Annotated in this window: 14 protein-coding genes; 9 read left to right on the top strand and 5 right to left on the bottom strand. The window is 69.9% G+C overall.

All coding sequences use genetic code 11. The features are described from left to right. Positions 1 to 46: 46 nt before the first annotated feature. The 4 genes from F6W70_RS17285 to F6W70_RS17270 form a co-directional block, all read right to left on the bottom strand. The gene (locus F6W70_RS17285; protein ID WP_055875280.1) at positions 47 to 1,171 is read right to left on the bottom strand and encodes an ABC transporter ATP-binding protein; all 1,125 of its coding nucleotides are present in this window, start codon (positions 1,169 to 1,171) and stop codon (positions 47 to 49) included. 56 nt (positions 1,172 to 1,227) lie between these two features. Further along, positions 1,228 to 2,718 (bottom strand): DHA2 family efflux MFS transporter permease subunit, encoded by a 1,491-nt coding sequence (locus F6W70_RS17280; RefSeq protein ID WP_055875284.1) that lies wholly within the window; start codon positions 2,716 to 2,718, stop codon positions 1,228 to 1,230. Positions 2,719 to 2,815: 97 nt separating this feature from the next. Continuing rightward, positions 2,816 to 4,429, bottom strand: coding sequence for an LVIVD repeat-containing protein (locus F6W70_RS17275; protein WP_151487440.1), 1,614 nt, complete (start codon positions 4,427 to 4,429; stop codon positions 2,816 to 2,818). A 124-nt stretch (positions 4,430 to 4,553) separates the two neighbouring features. Further along, positions 4,554 to 5,522 carry a LysR substrate-binding domain-containing protein gene (locus tag F6W70_RS17270; RefSeq protein ID WP_055875290.1) on the bottom strand — a complete coding sequence of 323 codons (969 nt, stop codon included), beginning with the start codon at positions 5,520 to 5,522 and terminating at the stop codon, positions 4,554 to 4,556. Between the two features lie 83 nt (positions 5,523 to 5,605). Here F6W70_RS17270 and F6W70_RS17265 point away from each other — a divergent pair, with 83 nt between their 5' ends. Genes F6W70_RS17265 through kynU form a run of 9 tightly spaced genes read left to right on the top strand, consistent with a single transcriptional unit; the run spans position 5,606 to position 13,999 of the window. After that, a complete protein-coding gene (locus F6W70_RS17265) occupies positions 5,606 to 7,114 on the top strand; it encodes a 2-hydroxymuconic semialdehyde dehydrogenase (protein ID WP_235563220.1) in 1,509 nt (502 codons plus the stop codon). Next, positions 7,111 to 7,935 (top strand): 2-keto-4-pentenoate hydratase, encoded by an 825-nt coding sequence (locus F6W70_RS17260; protein WP_318278940.1) that lies wholly within the window; start codon positions 7,111 to 7,113, stop codon positions 7,933 to 7,935. The genes F6W70_RS17265 and F6W70_RS17260 overlap by 4 nt, the downstream gene beginning before the upstream one ends. Beyond that, on the top strand, positions 7,932 to 8,870 hold the full coding sequence (locus F6W70_RS17255) for an acetaldehyde dehydrogenase (acetylating) (protein ID WP_151487438.1): 939 nt from the start codon (positions 7,932 to 7,934) through the stop codon (positions 8,868 to 8,870). The genes F6W70_RS17260 and F6W70_RS17255 overlap by 4 nt, the downstream gene beginning before the upstream one ends. Beyond that, on the top strand, positions 8,867 to 9,901 hold the full coding sequence (gene dmpG, locus F6W70_RS17250) for a 4-hydroxy-2-oxovalerate aldolase (protein WP_151487437.1): 1,035 nt from the start codon (positions 8,867 to 8,869) through the stop codon (positions 9,899 to 9,901). Before F6W70_RS17255 ends, dmpG begins: the two co-directional genes overlap by 4 nt. Continuing rightward, the gene (locus tag F6W70_RS17245) at positions 9,898 to 10,701 is read left to right on the top strand and encodes a 2-keto-4-pentenoate hydratase (RefSeq protein WP_151487436.1); all 804 of its coding nucleotides are present in this window, start codon (positions 9,898 to 9,900) and stop codon (positions 10,699 to 10,701) included. The genes dmpG and F6W70_RS17245 overlap by 4 nt, the downstream gene beginning before the upstream one ends. Beyond that, the gene (locus F6W70_RS17240; protein WP_151487435.1) at positions 10,698 to 11,177 is read left to right on the top strand and encodes a RidA family protein; all 480 of its coding nucleotides are present in this window, start codon (positions 10,698 to 10,700) and stop codon (positions 11,175 to 11,177) included. The genes F6W70_RS17245 and F6W70_RS17240 overlap by 4 nt, the downstream gene beginning before the upstream one ends. Further along, on the top strand, positions 11,174 to 11,698 hold the full coding sequence (locus F6W70_RS17235) for a 3-hydroxyanthranilate 3,4-dioxygenase (RefSeq protein ID WP_055875308.1): 525 nt from the start codon (positions 11,174 to 11,176) through the stop codon (positions 11,696 to 11,698). Before F6W70_RS17240 ends, F6W70_RS17235 begins: the two co-directional genes overlap by 4 nt. Before the next feature lie 6 nt (positions 11,699 to 11,704). After that, a complete protein-coding gene (locus F6W70_RS17230) occupies positions 11,705 to 12,697 on the top strand; it encodes an amidohydrolase family protein (RefSeq protein WP_151487434.1) in 993 nt (330 codons plus the stop codon). 27 nt (positions 12,698 to 12,724) lie between these two features. After that, complete coding sequence (gene kynU, locus F6W70_RS17225; RefSeq protein ID WP_151487433.1) at positions 12,725 to 13,999, top strand: kynureninase; 1,275 nt, start codon at positions 12,725 to 12,727, stop codon at positions 13,997 to 13,999. Between the two features lie 120 nt (positions 14,000 to 14,119). Here the strand turns inward: kynU and F6W70_RS17220 are convergent, their stop codons facing one another. Further along, positions 14,120 to 14,851, bottom strand: coding sequence for a GntR family transcriptional regulator (locus tag F6W70_RS17220; protein ID WP_055875316.1), 732 nt, complete (start codon positions 14,849 to 14,851; stop codon positions 14,120 to 14,122). Positions 14,852 to 14,977: the final 126 nt, after the last annotated feature.

Raw genomic sequence — 14,977 nt, 5'->3', positions numbered from 1 at the left:
TGTGATTGCGGGTGTCGTGCGGGTAGCGGGTGTGGTGCGGGTTGCGTCAGGCGCCCAGCACGCGGCAGGCGTGCGGGACCAGTTCGAGGAAGACCCTGCCGCCCTCGGGGGGTGTCTGAAGCGGTGCGCCCCGACCGACGATCGTGGCGACGGGCTCGCCGTCGGTGAGCACCTCGGCCTCGTACTCGACGATCTCGCCGAGGAACTCCACCCGCACGATGCGTACGGGAATGACGTTCGGGCGTTCGACGTCGGTCTCATGCCAGCGCACGGTCTCCGGGCGGAAGGTGAGCGTGACCTGGTCGCCCGCCGAGACGTCGTCGGGTACAGGCGTGTGCAACCGCGTGCCGAGCGCCTCGACCACCGCGTCGCCCGCGCCGTCGCGGTCGATCACCACGGCGGGGATCATGTTCGCGCGACCCACGAAGTCGGCCACGAACCGGTCGGCCGGCTGGTCGTAGAGCTCTCGGGGCGACGCCTCCTGCACGATGCGTCCGCCGTTCATGACCGCCACCCGGTCCGACATCGACAGCGCCTCGGACTGGTCGTGCGTGACGTACAGGGCACTGATGCCGAGGGTCCGCTGCAGGCTCCGCAGCTCGTTACGCATGGTGTCGCGCAGCTTGGCGTCGAGGTTCGACAGCGGCTCGTCGAGCAGCAGCAGCCTCGGGCGATGAGCGAGTGCACGGGCGAGGGCGAGGCGCTGCTGCTGACCACCCGACAGCGCGGTGGCCGGCCGCTGCGCGAGGTGGTCGAGCTGCACCAGCTCCAGCGCCTCCATCGCCCGCTTGCGCGCCTCCTGCTTCGGAAGGCGGGAGCCTGCGACCTGCAGCGGGAAGATCGCGTTGGCGAAGACGGTCATGTGCGGCCAGATCGCGTAGTTCTGGAACACCATGCCGATGTCGCGCTTGTCGGGTGACACGTGCTCGGTACCGGTCGACAGCACGCCGCCGTCGAGCGAGATCACACCGCCGTTGCTCCGCTCGAGGCCGGCGACGCAGCGCAGCGTGGTGGTCTTGCCGCAGCCCGACGGGCCCAGGAGCGAGTAGAACATCCCGGGCTCGATCGTGAACGTGACGTCCTTGACGACAGGAACCGTCGCGCCGTCGAGCTCATAGTCCTTCTTCAGGGCGTCGACGACGAGTCGTCCGCCTCCAGAGCTCGCCCTCATCGGAGTCCTCTCGTCCTTCTTCGTTCTGGATGTTGGATCCACTGCGATCGCCGCCATCATCGTCCCTCTCTCACAACAGAGCCCACCGGTTGCGGGGTGGCGGGTGCGCCCCAAGGTCGCGGCTTCTCGAAGAACACCACGACGATCGCGCACACCGCGAAGGCGATGGCCGAGAGCAGGAGCGACTGCGACATGGCCGTGGCCAGTCCGCTGCCGTCCTTCGCCGACAGCGCGCTCCCGGGGTGGATCGCCCCCGGCACGAAACCGGTGATGTGCGCGGCGAGCGTCACGTTCATCAGCACGGCCAGCAGCGCCGAGCCGATCACGGACCCCATCTGCCTGGTCGTGGAGTAGACGCCGGATCCCGCACCCGCCTGCGTGTGCGGGAGGTTGCGCGTGGCCGTGGAGGCGAGCGGGCCGAACATGCCGGACACGCCGACCCCGAGCAGAGCGGAGGGGAGCAGCAGGAGCCAGAAGGGAGCATCGAGCGTCATCGTCGCCGCATACCAGGCCATGGCCGCAGCCGAGACGACGAAGGCCGCGAAGGTCACCCAGCGCGGACCGATCCGGTCGCTCAGCTTGCCGACGAACGGCCCGAGCACACCCGAGACGACCGCCATCGGCGCGAGCATCAGCGCCGCGAGTGTCGGGTCGAGGCCGCGGGCGACCTGGAAGTAGAAGGCGAGCGGAACCGGCATCGCCGTGATGCCGACACCGACGAGGAAGATCGTGGCGTTCGCGACCGAGAAGTTGCGGTCGCGGAAGAGACTCAGGGGCATCAGGGGCTCTGCGCGATTGAAGCGCTGCCACACGACGAAGAGCACCAGGAGCACGGCGCCTGTGACGATGACGCCCCACACCGTGACCGGACCGAACATCACCCCCCAGTCGTAGACCTCGCCCTCCTGGATGCCGAACACCAGCAGGAACAGGCCGAGTCCGGACAGCGCGACGCCGATCCAGTCGAAGCGGTGCGGATGCCCCTCGAGATCCGGCACCAGACGCCAGGCGACGACGAAGGCGACGATCCCGACGGGCACGTTCACGAAGAAGATCCACTCCCAGCCCACCGTGTCGGTGAGCACGCCGCCGAGGATCGGCCCGACGAGCGTCGCCAGTCCTCCGACCGCGCCCCACGCCCCCATGGCCTGACCGCGACCACGCGGGGGGAAGACCCGCGCGATGATCGCCATGGTCTGCGGCGTCATCAGGGCGGCGCCGAATCCCTGCACGGCTCGGGCCGTGATGAGCATCTCGATGCTGCCGGCCAGGCCGCACGCGAGCGAGGCGAGGGTGAACAGCACGAGCCCGACGAGATAGACCCGCTTGGGGCCGAACCGGTCGCCGAGCCTGCCGGTCACCAGCAGGGGGACCGCGTAGGCGAGCAGGTAGGCGCTGGTGACCCAGATCACCGTGGTCAGGTCGGCGTCGAACGCCGCGAGGATGACCGGGTTGGCGATCGCCACGATCGTCGTGTCGACGAGGATCATGAAGAAGCCGATGCACAGCGCCCACAGGGCCGGCCAGGGCCTAACTGTCTGAGTCATGGATCGCTTTCGGGAGGGATCGTCAGGGGTCGGGAGCCGGTGTCCGTCCGCTCAGCCCCTTATGTGGAGGACGGACACCGGAGTTTCCGGGAAGCGGTCAGCTCTCGGCGGCGGGGATGCCGACGACGGGTTCACCCAGCAGCGGGGTCGAGACCGCGTAGATGCCGTGGTTGGCGAAGAGCCAGATCAGGTTGCGATCCCACTCGACGAAGATGCCGTGCACGGGGGCGGCGAGGTCGTCGTCGTCCTTGAGGCCGATCGGCGGCACGAAGTACGCACCGACCTTGGGGTTCTCCGGGTCGCGCACGTCGAAGATCTGCAGCCCCGCGGCGTAGAACGCGTAGGGGATGACTCCGCCGTGCGGCGTGCCCGTGTTCGTGAAGTAGCCCGAGCGCTTGGGACCGAACGATCCACGGCGCTGCGCCCAGTCGGTGAACGCGGCCTCGGCCGGCGGCGTCGGACGAGGGAGCGTGCGCACCACCCGCGGGTTCGCCGGGTCGCTCACGTCGATCTGGTAGATCTCCTTGGCCGGCTCGTAGCAGTCCGTGTTCATCGGGTAGCCCGAGACGTAGACGTAGCCCGTCTCCTCCACCTGGGTCGTGTCGACGTTGTCACCCTCGGTGCCGGCGACACTGACCGGAAGATGGCACCAGCCGACGTGGTGGATGTTCGCGGGATCGGACACGTCGAGCACGAAGAAGCCCTGACCGCCCTGGGCGGCGTAGCCGTACTTCCACCCCGACTCGACCGAGCGCGGCAGGAAGATGCCCATGCGCGAGCCGAACCACGAGGTCTTGTTGTTCCAGCGCTCGTTGTCGGCGAGGTACTCGGAGTCCGCCTCCTCGCCGGCACGGGAACCGGGTACCCACCAGTTCGAGAGCAGCTCGGGCTTCGCCGGGTCGGAGACGTCGTAGGCCGCGTGCCCCGCCGTCCACAGCGTGGTCTTGTACGGCTGGTTGGTGAAGGTGTTGTCGGGCGCGGTCGCCACGAAGAGGTACTTGTCGCCGTAGTAGACCGGCAGGTCGAGCACGCCGTTGCCCTCCTGGATCTCGTCCGGCCCGTGGTTCGGATCGGTCGAGACCTCGGTGAGGAGGGTCCAGTCGCGCGGGCTCGGGCCGTTCATCTCCCAGGTGCGGAAGCCGCGCAGGCCCTCCCACTCCTTCAGCTGGCCCTCGACGGTGTCGTCGATCCACTTGTTGGCGACGCGCCCCTTGAGGAAGTACCGCGGGGTCTCGCTCGCCTGGATCGCGATGTGCTTTCCGAGCTTCTGATTCCACTGCACCGTGGTGGCGCCGAACTGCGGGCGGGGGTCGTCCCAGCCCCACTGCTCCTCGTCGACGATCGTCAGGTCGCGCGGGTCGGTGATGTCGTAGAGCTTCCAGTGGTTGCCGCCGCCGTAGTGCAGCATGAGGCGCCGGCCGTCCCAGTCGTAGATGCACTGCCACGAGTGGCTGGTGTTCACCACGATCGGATAGAACGCCTCGGCGGTCGCGTTGAGCGCGTAGGTCTCGGGGTCGCGGTAGTCGAGCTGCCCCGGCCAGTCGATGAAGACGTCGCGCGGGACGGAGGGCGTGTGCGCCGGCGGCAGGAAGGTGCCGTCGGGCTGCATGCCCCAGCTGGAGGGATCGGGATCGGCCGGTTCACCCTCGACGCGCTGGAAATCCTCCGGACGGTACTTCTTCGCATCGGGCACGTAGGGAGAGCCGGCCATGTCGCCTCCATTGGCTGAATCGGGTGAGATCGTCACGACGTGGTGTCGTTCTCATCAGGTTCACCCTGTGGGAGCGATGCTGTCCAATATCCATACGGGTCAGAGCTATGACCGTTCGGGCATATCAGCCGGCGAAGCGCGGCTCCGTCTGCGCGTACTCGCGCTCGAGCTCCGCCAGGCGTGCGCCCTCTTCGCGCAGATGCGCCAGCAGGGCGGATGCCGCGGGCGAGGGGGCCCGGTCCTTCGGCACCGTCACGCCGACCGAACGGCGGATGGAGCTCAGCGGCGTGGGCAGGATCCGCAGCTCGCGGTCGTCGACGGCGATGAACATCGGCAGCGCAGCGATCACGTCGGTCGAGATCAGCAGGGTGCGCAGGGTCAGCATGGACGTGCACTCGACGCGGTCGGGCGGCAACGGGAGCCCCTCGTGGAAGAAGACGGCTTCGAGCTCGGCCCGCAGCGCCGTCTGGGCGACCGGGAAGATCCACGGATACGCGATCAGCTCCGCGAGGGAGTTCGCCTTGACGCCGCCGAGGACCGGATGCCCGGCCCGGGCGACCAGGCGGATCGGCTCCTGATGCAGTCGCTCCTGCTCGAGCCGCACCGGCACCGTGGGCGAGAGCCGTCCGACCGTGAGGTCGAGGTCGCCCGCGAGCAGCAGCTGCTGCAGGGTATCCGGTGTGCCCTCGCGCACCACGACGGTCAGCCGCGGGTGCTCGGCCTTCAACGCGGCGATGGCGCGCGGCAGCAGCAGGTTCGACCCCGCGAGGTGCGTGCCGACCGTGACCGTGCCCAGCTGCCCCGACTGCAGCAGCCGCACCTCCTCCCCCGCGGCGCGCAGCTCGGCGAGCACGGAGCGCGCACGCTCGATGAAGGAGTGCCCGTACTGCGTGGGCCTGACTCCGCGCGGCAGCCGTTCGAACAGCGGCACGCCCAGCACCTCCTCGACCTCGCGGAGTCCGCGGGTGACGACGGGCTGGGTGATGTGCAGCGATTCGGCGGCGCGCACCAGGGTGCCCTCGTCGGCGATGGCGGTGACGAGGACGAGGTGACGGATCTTGACCCGTCCGTCGAGCAGTCGATCGGTGACCATGATCCGGACTATAGCCGTACGGGCATGGCAATGCATCAAGAGAGTATTTGTCGGCATCCCTCGAACCTTCCTAGCCTGAGCCCATGCCTTCCGAGACGATGACGCCTCCCCTCCGTGCCGCCGAGCAGGAGCGGGCGCCCCGCGCGATCCACAACATGATCGCCGGCGAGCGCGTGGAGGGCATCGGCACCTTCACGAAGATCAGCCCGGTCGACGGATCGATCATCGCCGAGGTGCACGAGGCGGGCACCGAGCAGGTGGACCGCGCCGTGGCGGCTGCCCGCGCGGCGTTCGACGGACCGTGGGGGCGGATGACCGTCGCCGAGCGCGCCCGTCTGCTGCGCGGGGTGGCCGACGCGATCGACCGTCGGGCCGACGAGCTCGTCGCGGCCGAGGTGGGCGACACGGGCAAGCCCGAGGCCCTGGCCCGCGACCTCGATGTGGCGCGCGCCGCTGCGAACTTCCGCTCCTTCGCCGACACGGTCTCGACCGCCGGACTCGACTCGTTCCTGACCGAGCTGCCCGACGGCCGCCGCGCACTCAACTACGCGGTGCGCAAGCCACTCGGGGTCGTCGCCGTGATCGTGCCGTGGAACCTGCCCCTGCTGCTGCTCACGTGGAAGCTGGCTCCGGCCCTCGCCACCGGCAACACCGTCGTCATCAAGCCCTCGGAGGAGACGCCGTCGTCGGCCACCCTGCTGGCCGAGATCCTCGCCGAAGCGGGTGTCCCCGCCGGGGTGGTCAACGTCGTGCACGGCTTCGGCGCAGGCTCCGCGGGCGAAGCGCTCACGTCGCACCCCGGCATCGACGGGGTCACCTTCACCGGCGAGTCGTCCACCGGTTCCGCGATCATGCGGGCGGTCGCACCGAGGGTGCGTCCCGTGTCGTTCGAGCTGGGCGGCAAGAACGCCGCGCTGGTCTTCGCCGACGCCGACCTCGACGCCGCGGTCGCCGGCCTCGCCCGCTCGACCTACCTCAACACCGGCCAGGTCTGCCTGTGCACCGAGCGCATCTACGTGCAGCGCGCGGTCTTCGACGACGTGGCGGCCGGTCTCGCCGAGCACGCCGCCCGCCTGCGTCTGGGGCGCCCGGAGGATCCGGCGACGACCACCGGTCCGCTCATCTCCCAGGCCCACCGCGACAAGGTGCGCTCCTACTTCGACCTCGCCGTCGCCGAGGGCGCGACCGTGCTCGCTGGCGGTGGCATCCCGACCCTGGGCGACGGACTCGACGGCGGGTCCTGGATCGAGCCCACTCTGTGGACAGGCCTCGACAACAGCCACCGCACCGTGCGCGAAGAGGTGTTCGGTCCCGTCGCCGCCCTCATCCCCTTCGACACCGAGGAGGAGGCGGTCGCGCTCGCGAACGACACCGACTACGGGCTCGCCGCCGTCACCTGGACCACCGATCTCACCCGCGGACACCGCGTGGCCCAGCAGATGCGCACCGGCATGTCGTGGGTCAACACCTGGTACCTGCGAGACCTGCGCAGCCCGTTCGGCGGTGTCGGGCTCTCCGGCATTGGCCGCGAGGGCGGGCACCACTCGCTGGAGTTCTACACCGAGCCGACGAACGTGTGCGTGCAGCTGTGACCGGCCTCCCCGACGCCGTGCACCTGGCGGACGAACGGCTGCGGCTCGCGGCCGAGTCCGCACGCCCGTGCGCACCGGTGCGCGACCTTCTCGGCGAGACTGATCAGGATGCCGCGTACGCGGTGCAGTCGCTCGGCATCGCGCGCCGTCTCGACGATGGCCGCCGCATCGTCGGGCGCAAGATCGGCCTCACCTCCCCCGCCGTGCAAGCGCAGCTCGGGGTGGACAGCCCCGACTACGGCGTGCTGCTGGATGACATGATGTTCACCGACCGCGAGCCGATCGACCTCGCACGCTTCCTGCAACCGCGCGCCGAGGCCGAGGTCGCCTTCGTGCTGGGCAGCGACCTCGACTCCCCCACCACGCACGTCGCCGAGGTGATCCGTGCCACGGAGTTCGTGCTGCCCGCGATCGAGGTCGTCGACTCCCGCGTGGCCGGGTGGGACATCCGCATCACCGACACCATCGCCGACAACGCCTCCAGCGGGGCGGTCGTGCTCGGCACCACGCCGCGACGCCTCGACGGCTTCGACCTGACCGCGCTCGGCATGTCGCTCGACCGCGAGGGGCGACCGGTCTCGACGGGGTCGGGTGCCGCGTGCCTCGGCAGCCCCGTGATCGCCGTGGCGTGGTTGGCGCGTGAAGTCGCCCGCCGCGGACAGCCGCTGCGCGCGGGCGAGGTGATCCTCTCCGGGGCCCTCGGCCCTATGGTCGACGCGACCGCGGGGGTGTTCCGCGCGCGGCTCGACGGTCTCGGCGAGGTCTGTGCCGACTTCGTCGGCGCGGCATCCGGAACGACAACGGAAGGGGCTGCGGCATGACCGTCGGCATCGCCATCATCGGCTCGGGCAACATCGGCACCGACCTGCTCATCAAGGTCAAGCGGCTCTCGACCACGCTGCACGTGGTCGCTATGGCCGGGATCGACGAGCAGTCCGACGGCCTCGCCCGCGCGCGACGGCTCGGTGTCGCCACCACCCACGAGGGCGTGGACGGGCTGATCGCGATGCCCGAGTTCGCCGATGTCGAGCTCGTGTTCGACGCGACCTCGGCCGGAGCCCACGCCCGCAACGACGCGCTCGTGCGCAACGCCGGACGCCTCATGGTCGATCTGACCCCGGCGGCGATCGGCCCCTATGTCGTGCCGGTCGTCAACCTCGAAGCGCATCTCGGTGCGACCAACGTGAACATGGTCACCTGCGGTGGCCAGGCCACGGTGCCGATGGTGGCAGCGGTGTCGCGCGTCGCCCCGGTGGCCTACGCCGAGATCGTCGCCTCCATCGCCTCGAAGTCGGCCGGCCCCGGAACCAGGGCGAACATCGACGAGTTCACCGAGACGACCGCCCGTGCACTGGAGGTGATCGGCGGCGCCGACCACGGCAAGGCCATCATCGTGCTCAACCCCGCCGACCCACCGCTCATCATGCGCGACACGGTCTTCTGCCTGGTCGAGGGCGACCCCACCTCTCTGGATCGCGATGCCGTGAGCGCCTCGATCGCCGACATGGTCGCCGACGTTCAGGCCTACGTCGGCGGATATCGGCTCAAGCAGCAGGTGCAGTTCGATGCGGTCGACGAGGCCTACGTGCCCGCACTCGACCGGCCGTTCCGCGGCACGCGCGTGAGCGTCCTGCTGGAAGTCGCCGGCGCCGGCCACTATCTTCCGGAGTACGCGGGCAATCTCGACATCATGACCTCGGCAGCCCTTCGCACGGCCGAGCGACTCGTCGCCCAACGGACAGGGGTTTCCGCATGACCACCGCTCCTCCCCGCGTGTACGTGCAGGACGTCACCCTCCGCGACGGCATGCACGCCATCGGCCACGGCTACACCACCGACCAGGTGCAGGGCATCGCCCGTGCTCTCGAAGCCGCGGGCGTCGATGCCATCGAGGTCGCTCACGGCGACGGCCTCGGCGGATCGAGCGTGGCCTACGGACAGGGCGCGCACACCGACTGGCAGTGGATCGAGGCGGCGGCAGAGGTGCTCGACCGTGCCGTGCTGACCACCCTGATCCTGCCCGGCATCGGCACGATCGACGACCTCGCCCGCGCCCGCGACCTGGGTGTCGCGAGCGTGCGGGTCGCGACGCACTGCACCGAGGCCGACGTCGCGATCCAGCACATCACCTGGGCGCGCGAGCACGGCATGGATGTCTCGGGCTTCCTGATGATGAGCCATCTCAACGACCCGCACGGCCTCGCCGAGCAGGCGAAGATCATGGAGGCGGCGGGAGCGCACTGCGTGTACGTCACCGACTCGGGCGGACGCCTCACGATGCGCGACGTGGCCGAGCGCGTCGATGCCTACCGCGAGGTGCTCGACCCCGGCACGCAGATAGGCATCCACGCGCACGAGAACCTGTCGCTGAGCGTGGCCAACAGCGTCACGGCCGTCGAGCACGGCGTGTATCGGGTCGATGCCTCGCTCGCAGGGCAGGGCGCCGGGGCGGGCAACTGCCCGATCGAGGCCTTCATCGCGGTGGCCGACCTGCTCGGCTGGGAGCACGGCTGCGACCTGTTCGCGCTGCAGGATGCGGCGGAGGAGCTGGTGCGTCCGCTGCAGGGCCGCCCCGTTCGCGTCGACCGGGAGACCCTCACTCTGGGCTACGCGGGGGTGTACTCGAGCTTCCTGCTGCACGCCGAGCGCGCAGCGGAGAAGCACGGCCTCGATGCCCGTGACATCCTCGTGGAGTTGGGACGCCGCCGCATGGTCGGCGGCCAGGAGGACATGATCGTCGACGTCGCTCTCGACCTCGTCGCCGCACGCTCGGGGGTGACCGCATGACCGCCGACGCCGTGTTCGCCGCCGCTCTCGACACCGCCCAGCGCACCGCGACCGCCATCAGCCAGCTCTCCTCGACCGAGGAGGTCGGGCTCGACACCGCGTACGCCACACAGCACGCGCTGATCGCCCGCCGACTCGCCCGCGGCGAGCGCGTCACCGGCCTCAAGCTCGGCTTCACGAGCCAGGCGAAGGCGCAGCAGATGGGCGTGCACGATGTGATCATGGGCACCCTCACCGATGCGATGCGCCTCGACGATGACGCGGTGTTCGACCGCCGGTCCGCCATCCACCCGCGCATCGAGCCCGAAGTGGCCTACCTTCTCGCCGCCGACATCGACGGCGTCGACACCGCTCTTCCGCTGGCGGAGATCGTCGCCGCGGTCGCTCCCGCGCTGGAGATCATCGACTCCCGCTACCGCGACTTCCGCTTCAGCCTGTCCGACGTCGTGGCCGACAACACCTCGGCGGCCGGCTACGTGATCGGTCCGTGGACGCCGTTCGAGCAGGCCGGCACTCTCGACAACCACGCCGTGCGGCTCGAGGTCGACGGCAGGGTGGCGGCGACCGGATCGACCGCGGCGATCCTGGGCGATCCCGGCCGTGCCATCGCCGCCGCAGCCCGGCTCGCCGCGGCCCACGGGTTCGCGCTCCGCGCCGGCATGGTGCTGCTCGCCGGAGCCGCGACCGCCGCCGTCCCCCTGCCGGACCACGGCGTCGTCGAGGCGACGATCACCGGGCTCGGGCGGGTCGGCATCCGCACGCACGAGGGATCAGACAGCCTCACGGAGGGATCACGATGACCGGATCAGGCGGCATCCTCGTCGAGGGCAAAGCGACCCCCCGCGGCCGCTTCCCGCACGCCAAGGTCTCCGGCGACCTCGTCTTCGTCTCCGGCACATCGAGCAGGCGGCCCGACAACACGATCGCCGGAGCGGAGGTCGACGAGTTCGGCGCGACGCGTCTCGACGTCGCGGTGCAGACCCGCGCGGTCATCGAGAACATCCGGGCCGTGCTCGCCGCCGCCGGGTGCGGCCTCGACGATCTGGTGCAGGCGACGAGCTTCCTCGTCGACATGAACGACTTCGCCGCCTACAACGCCGTCTGGGCCGAGTACTTCGACGAGCAGGGCCCCGCCCGCACGACGGTGGCCGTTCATGCGCTGCCTCATCCGCACCTGCGCATCGAGATCCAGGCGATCGCACGGCGCCCCGAAACCCCCACCGACGACACCGCTGTCGACCGCACCACCGTTGCCACTCTCGAGGAGGAGAAATGAGCACCATCCCACCCGTCATCGATTTCGCCGCATGGATCAAGGAGAACGAGCACCTCCTGAAGCCGCCGGTCAACAACAAGGCCGCGTGGACGCCCATGGGCGACTTCATCGTGCAGGTCGTCGGCGGCCCCAACAAGCGCACCGACTTCCACTTCGACCCCTACGAGGAGTGGTTCTACCAGTACCGCGGCAACATGCACGTGAACATCCAGACGCCCGACGGCCCGCAGCGCATCGACATCCGCGAGGGCGAGATGTGGCTGCTGCCCGGCAACGTGTTCCACTCCCCGCAGCGCCCGGAAGAGGGCTCCATCGGCATCGTGATCGAGCGCATCCGCGAAGAGGGCACGCTCGAGAAGTTCGCCTGGTTCTGCCCGAACTGCAACGCCAAGGTGCACGAGGTCGAGCTGCAGGTGCGCGACATCGTCGAGGATCTGCCGCCGGTCTTCCGAGACTTCTACGAGAGCGAAGAGGGGCGTACCTGCCCGGAGTGCGGCACCGTCCACCCCGGCAAGGGCTGAAGCCCCTTGGGCACGATCGACGTCCACACGCACTTCGTGCCGAGCTCCTGGCCCGACCTGTCGACACAGGTCGGGCCGGGGCTCTGGCCGACCCTGCGCGTGGACTCCGAGCGCGAGGCGATGATCATGCTCGGCGAGACCGAGTTCCGGCGCGTCGGCGACGACTGCTGGGATGCGTCCGTGCGCCTGGCCGACATGGATGCCGACGGCGTCGAGATGCAGGTGGTCTCCCCCACGCCGCTGTTCTTCTCGTACGACAAGTCGGGCGCCGAGGCGGTCAAGGTCGCCCGCATCTTCAACGACCTCGCCCTGGAGATCTGCGCCCCGGCCCCTGATCGGCTGATCCCCTTCGCCCAGGTGCCGCTGCAGGATCCGGATGCCGCGTGCGCCGAGGCCGATCGCGCGATCGCCTCCGGTCACGCCGGCGTCGAGATCGGGAACCACGTGGGCGACCGCGACCTCGACGACGAGGGCATGGTGATGTTCCTGCAGCACTGCGCCGACAGCGGCATCCCGGTGTTCGTGCATCCGTGGGACATGCCGGGCTCGCCGCGCCTCGACCGCTGGATGGCGCGCTGGCTCACCGGCATGCCCGCCGAGACGCACCTGTCGATCATCGCGATGATCCTGGGCGGAGTGTTCGACCGGGTACCGCCGACCCTCCGCCTGGCGTTCGCGCACGGCGGCGGCTCCTTCGCCTTCTGGCTGGGCCGGTTCGAGAACGCCTGGCTGCAGCGGCCCGACCTCATCGGGGTCAGTGAACGCCCGCCGTCGGCCTACCTCGATCGCTTCAGCGTCGACAGCGTGGTGTTCGACCCGGTCGCCCTGCGCGTGCTGGTGGAGACCCTCGGCGCCTCGCAGGTGATGGTCGGCAGCGACTACCCCTACCCCCTGGGCGAGCGACCCGTCGGCAGCGTCATCGACCGTGCCGACTTCCTCGACGAGGCGCACAAGAGCGCCATCCGTCGCGACAACGCCCTGCGATTCCTGGGGCGCTGACCCCGCACGACCTCGAACGGACCCCCCATGAGCACGACCTCCACCCGCCCCACGATCGACCGCGCCACCTGCGCAGCCCTCGACGAGAACGACCCGCTGGCGCCGATGCGCGAACGCTTCGTGCTGCCCGACGACGTGATCTACCTCGACGGCAACTCGCTCGGTGCGCTGCCGCGGCACACCGCGGCGCACCTGCAGCGGGTGATCGCCGAGGAGTGGGGCACCGGCCTCATCCGCAGCTGGAACGACGCCGGATGGTTCGCCAAGCCGCGCACGATCGGCGACCGGATCGCGCCGCTCATCGGGGCGCACGCCGGCGAGGTCGTGCTCGGCGACTCGACGTCGGCGAGCCTGTTCCAGGCGGTGGTTGCGGCGATCAGGCTCCGTCCGGGACGACGCGTGATCATCGCGGAGCGCAGCAACTTCCCCACCGATCTCTACATGCTCGAAGCCGTGCAGGAGATGCTCGGCGGCGGGACGCCCCTGGAGCGCCGACTGATCTCGGACGACGGCCCCACCCTCGACGACGTGCTCGACGATCACGTCGCGGTCGTGGTGCTCACGCAGGTCGACTACCGCACCGGACGGATGCACGACATCGCCGAGGTGACCCGCAAGGTACACGCGGCGGGAGCCCTGGTCGTCTGGGATCTGTGCCACAGCGCCGGCGCCGTGCCGATCGACCTGAACGCCGCGGATGCCGACTTCGCGGTCGGCTGCACCTACAAATACCTCAACGGCGGGCCCGGCTCGCCCTCGTTCATCTGGGCCGCCACCCGGCACCACGATGCGGCCCGCCCTGCCCTGACCGGCTGGCACGGCCACGCCCGGCCGTTCGACTTCACGGTGGAGTACGCCCCCGCACCGGGGATCGAGCGCTTCCGGGTCGGCACACCGCAGCTGCTGTCGGTCGCGGGCCTCGAGGCGAGTCTCGACATCTGGGACGACGTCGACATGGAGCTGCTGCGCGAGAAGAGCCTGCGGCTGACCGAGCTGTTCATGTCCCTCGTCGACACCCGTCTCACACCGCGCTGGGGCATCGAGCCGGTCACCCCTCGGGAGTCCGCCCGCCGCGGCAGCCAGGTGTCGCTCCGCCACGAAGACGGCTACGCGGTGATGCAGGCGCTGATTGAGCGAGGAGTGATCGGCGACTTCCGCGCTCCCGACCTCATCCGCTTCGGGTTCACCCCGCTCTACACCTCGTACACCGACGTGTGGGACGCGGTCGATGCGCTGGAGGACGTGCTGCACAGCGAGATCTGGCGTGAACCGCGATTCGCGCGCCGCGGCACCGTGACCTGAAGCGGGTATCCCGCGCGGGCCGTCATCCAGTCACACCTGCATGACTCCGGCGCACTCGCATGAACGGACTGGCGTACCCGGTCATGCACCCGTGCAGGAGTCATGCATTCGCGCCAGGTGTCAGACCCCTTCGGCGGCGGCCTCCGTCGCCGCGGCGTCGAGCAGCGCGATGACCCCGTCGCGCACGTGGTTCAGGTGCGATTCGAGCACGCGCAGCGCCTCGTCGGCATCGCCCGCCGCCACGACGTCGATGAGCTCGCCGTGCGAGTGGTCGTGCGCGCCGGGAGACACCAGCCGCCAGCCGAGCACGTAGCGCCCCAGCTTGAGCCGCAGCTGCTCGATCATCTCCCACATCACGGGGCGGGCCTGGGCGTCGTAGAGCGTCGCGTAGAACTCGGTGCGGGCCTCGACGAACTCCCCGCCCTCGGAGATGTCGTCGGCCGTCTTCGCGAGCTCGCGCAGGCGGGCGACCCGCTCCGGCGTGATCTCCGCCATCGCCAGGCGCAGCGCATCCTTCTCGAGAAGCGTCCGCAGGTGGTAGACCTCGGTCGCCTCATCGACCGAGAGCGCGCGCACCATCGCCCCGCGACGGGCATGGAAGACCACGAGCCCGTCGGCCTCGAGCTGGATCAGGGCCGAGCGGATCGGGAGCCGCGAGATGCCGATGGACTCGGCCAGCGTCTCCTGGCGCAGCTTCATGCCGGGGGGCAGAGTGCCGTCGAGGATCGCGTCGCGGATGATGTCGTAGGCCATCGCTCCGACCGACCGGTACCCGGCCCCGTGTCGCTGAGCGAGCTTCTGCAGAGCCTCGGCCCGTTCCTTGGGCGACGCGGCGTTCCCTGATTGCACCATGGGAGCGAGAGTATCGGATCCTCCTGTCGAACTCTGCATTCTGGATCCAGAATCGGATCGCGCCGCCGCCCCTGCCGCCATCCCGCGCCCAGGGCGCCCGAGTCCTCCCGCGGGGGGACGAGGATC

The sequence above is a fragment of the Microbacterium maritypicum genome (assembly GCF_008868125.1).
Lineage (GTDB): Bacteria > Actinomycetota > Actinomycetes > Actinomycetales > Microbacteriaceae > Microbacterium > Microbacterium maritypicum.
This window is presented reverse-complemented; position numbering and strand designations above follow the sequence as displayed.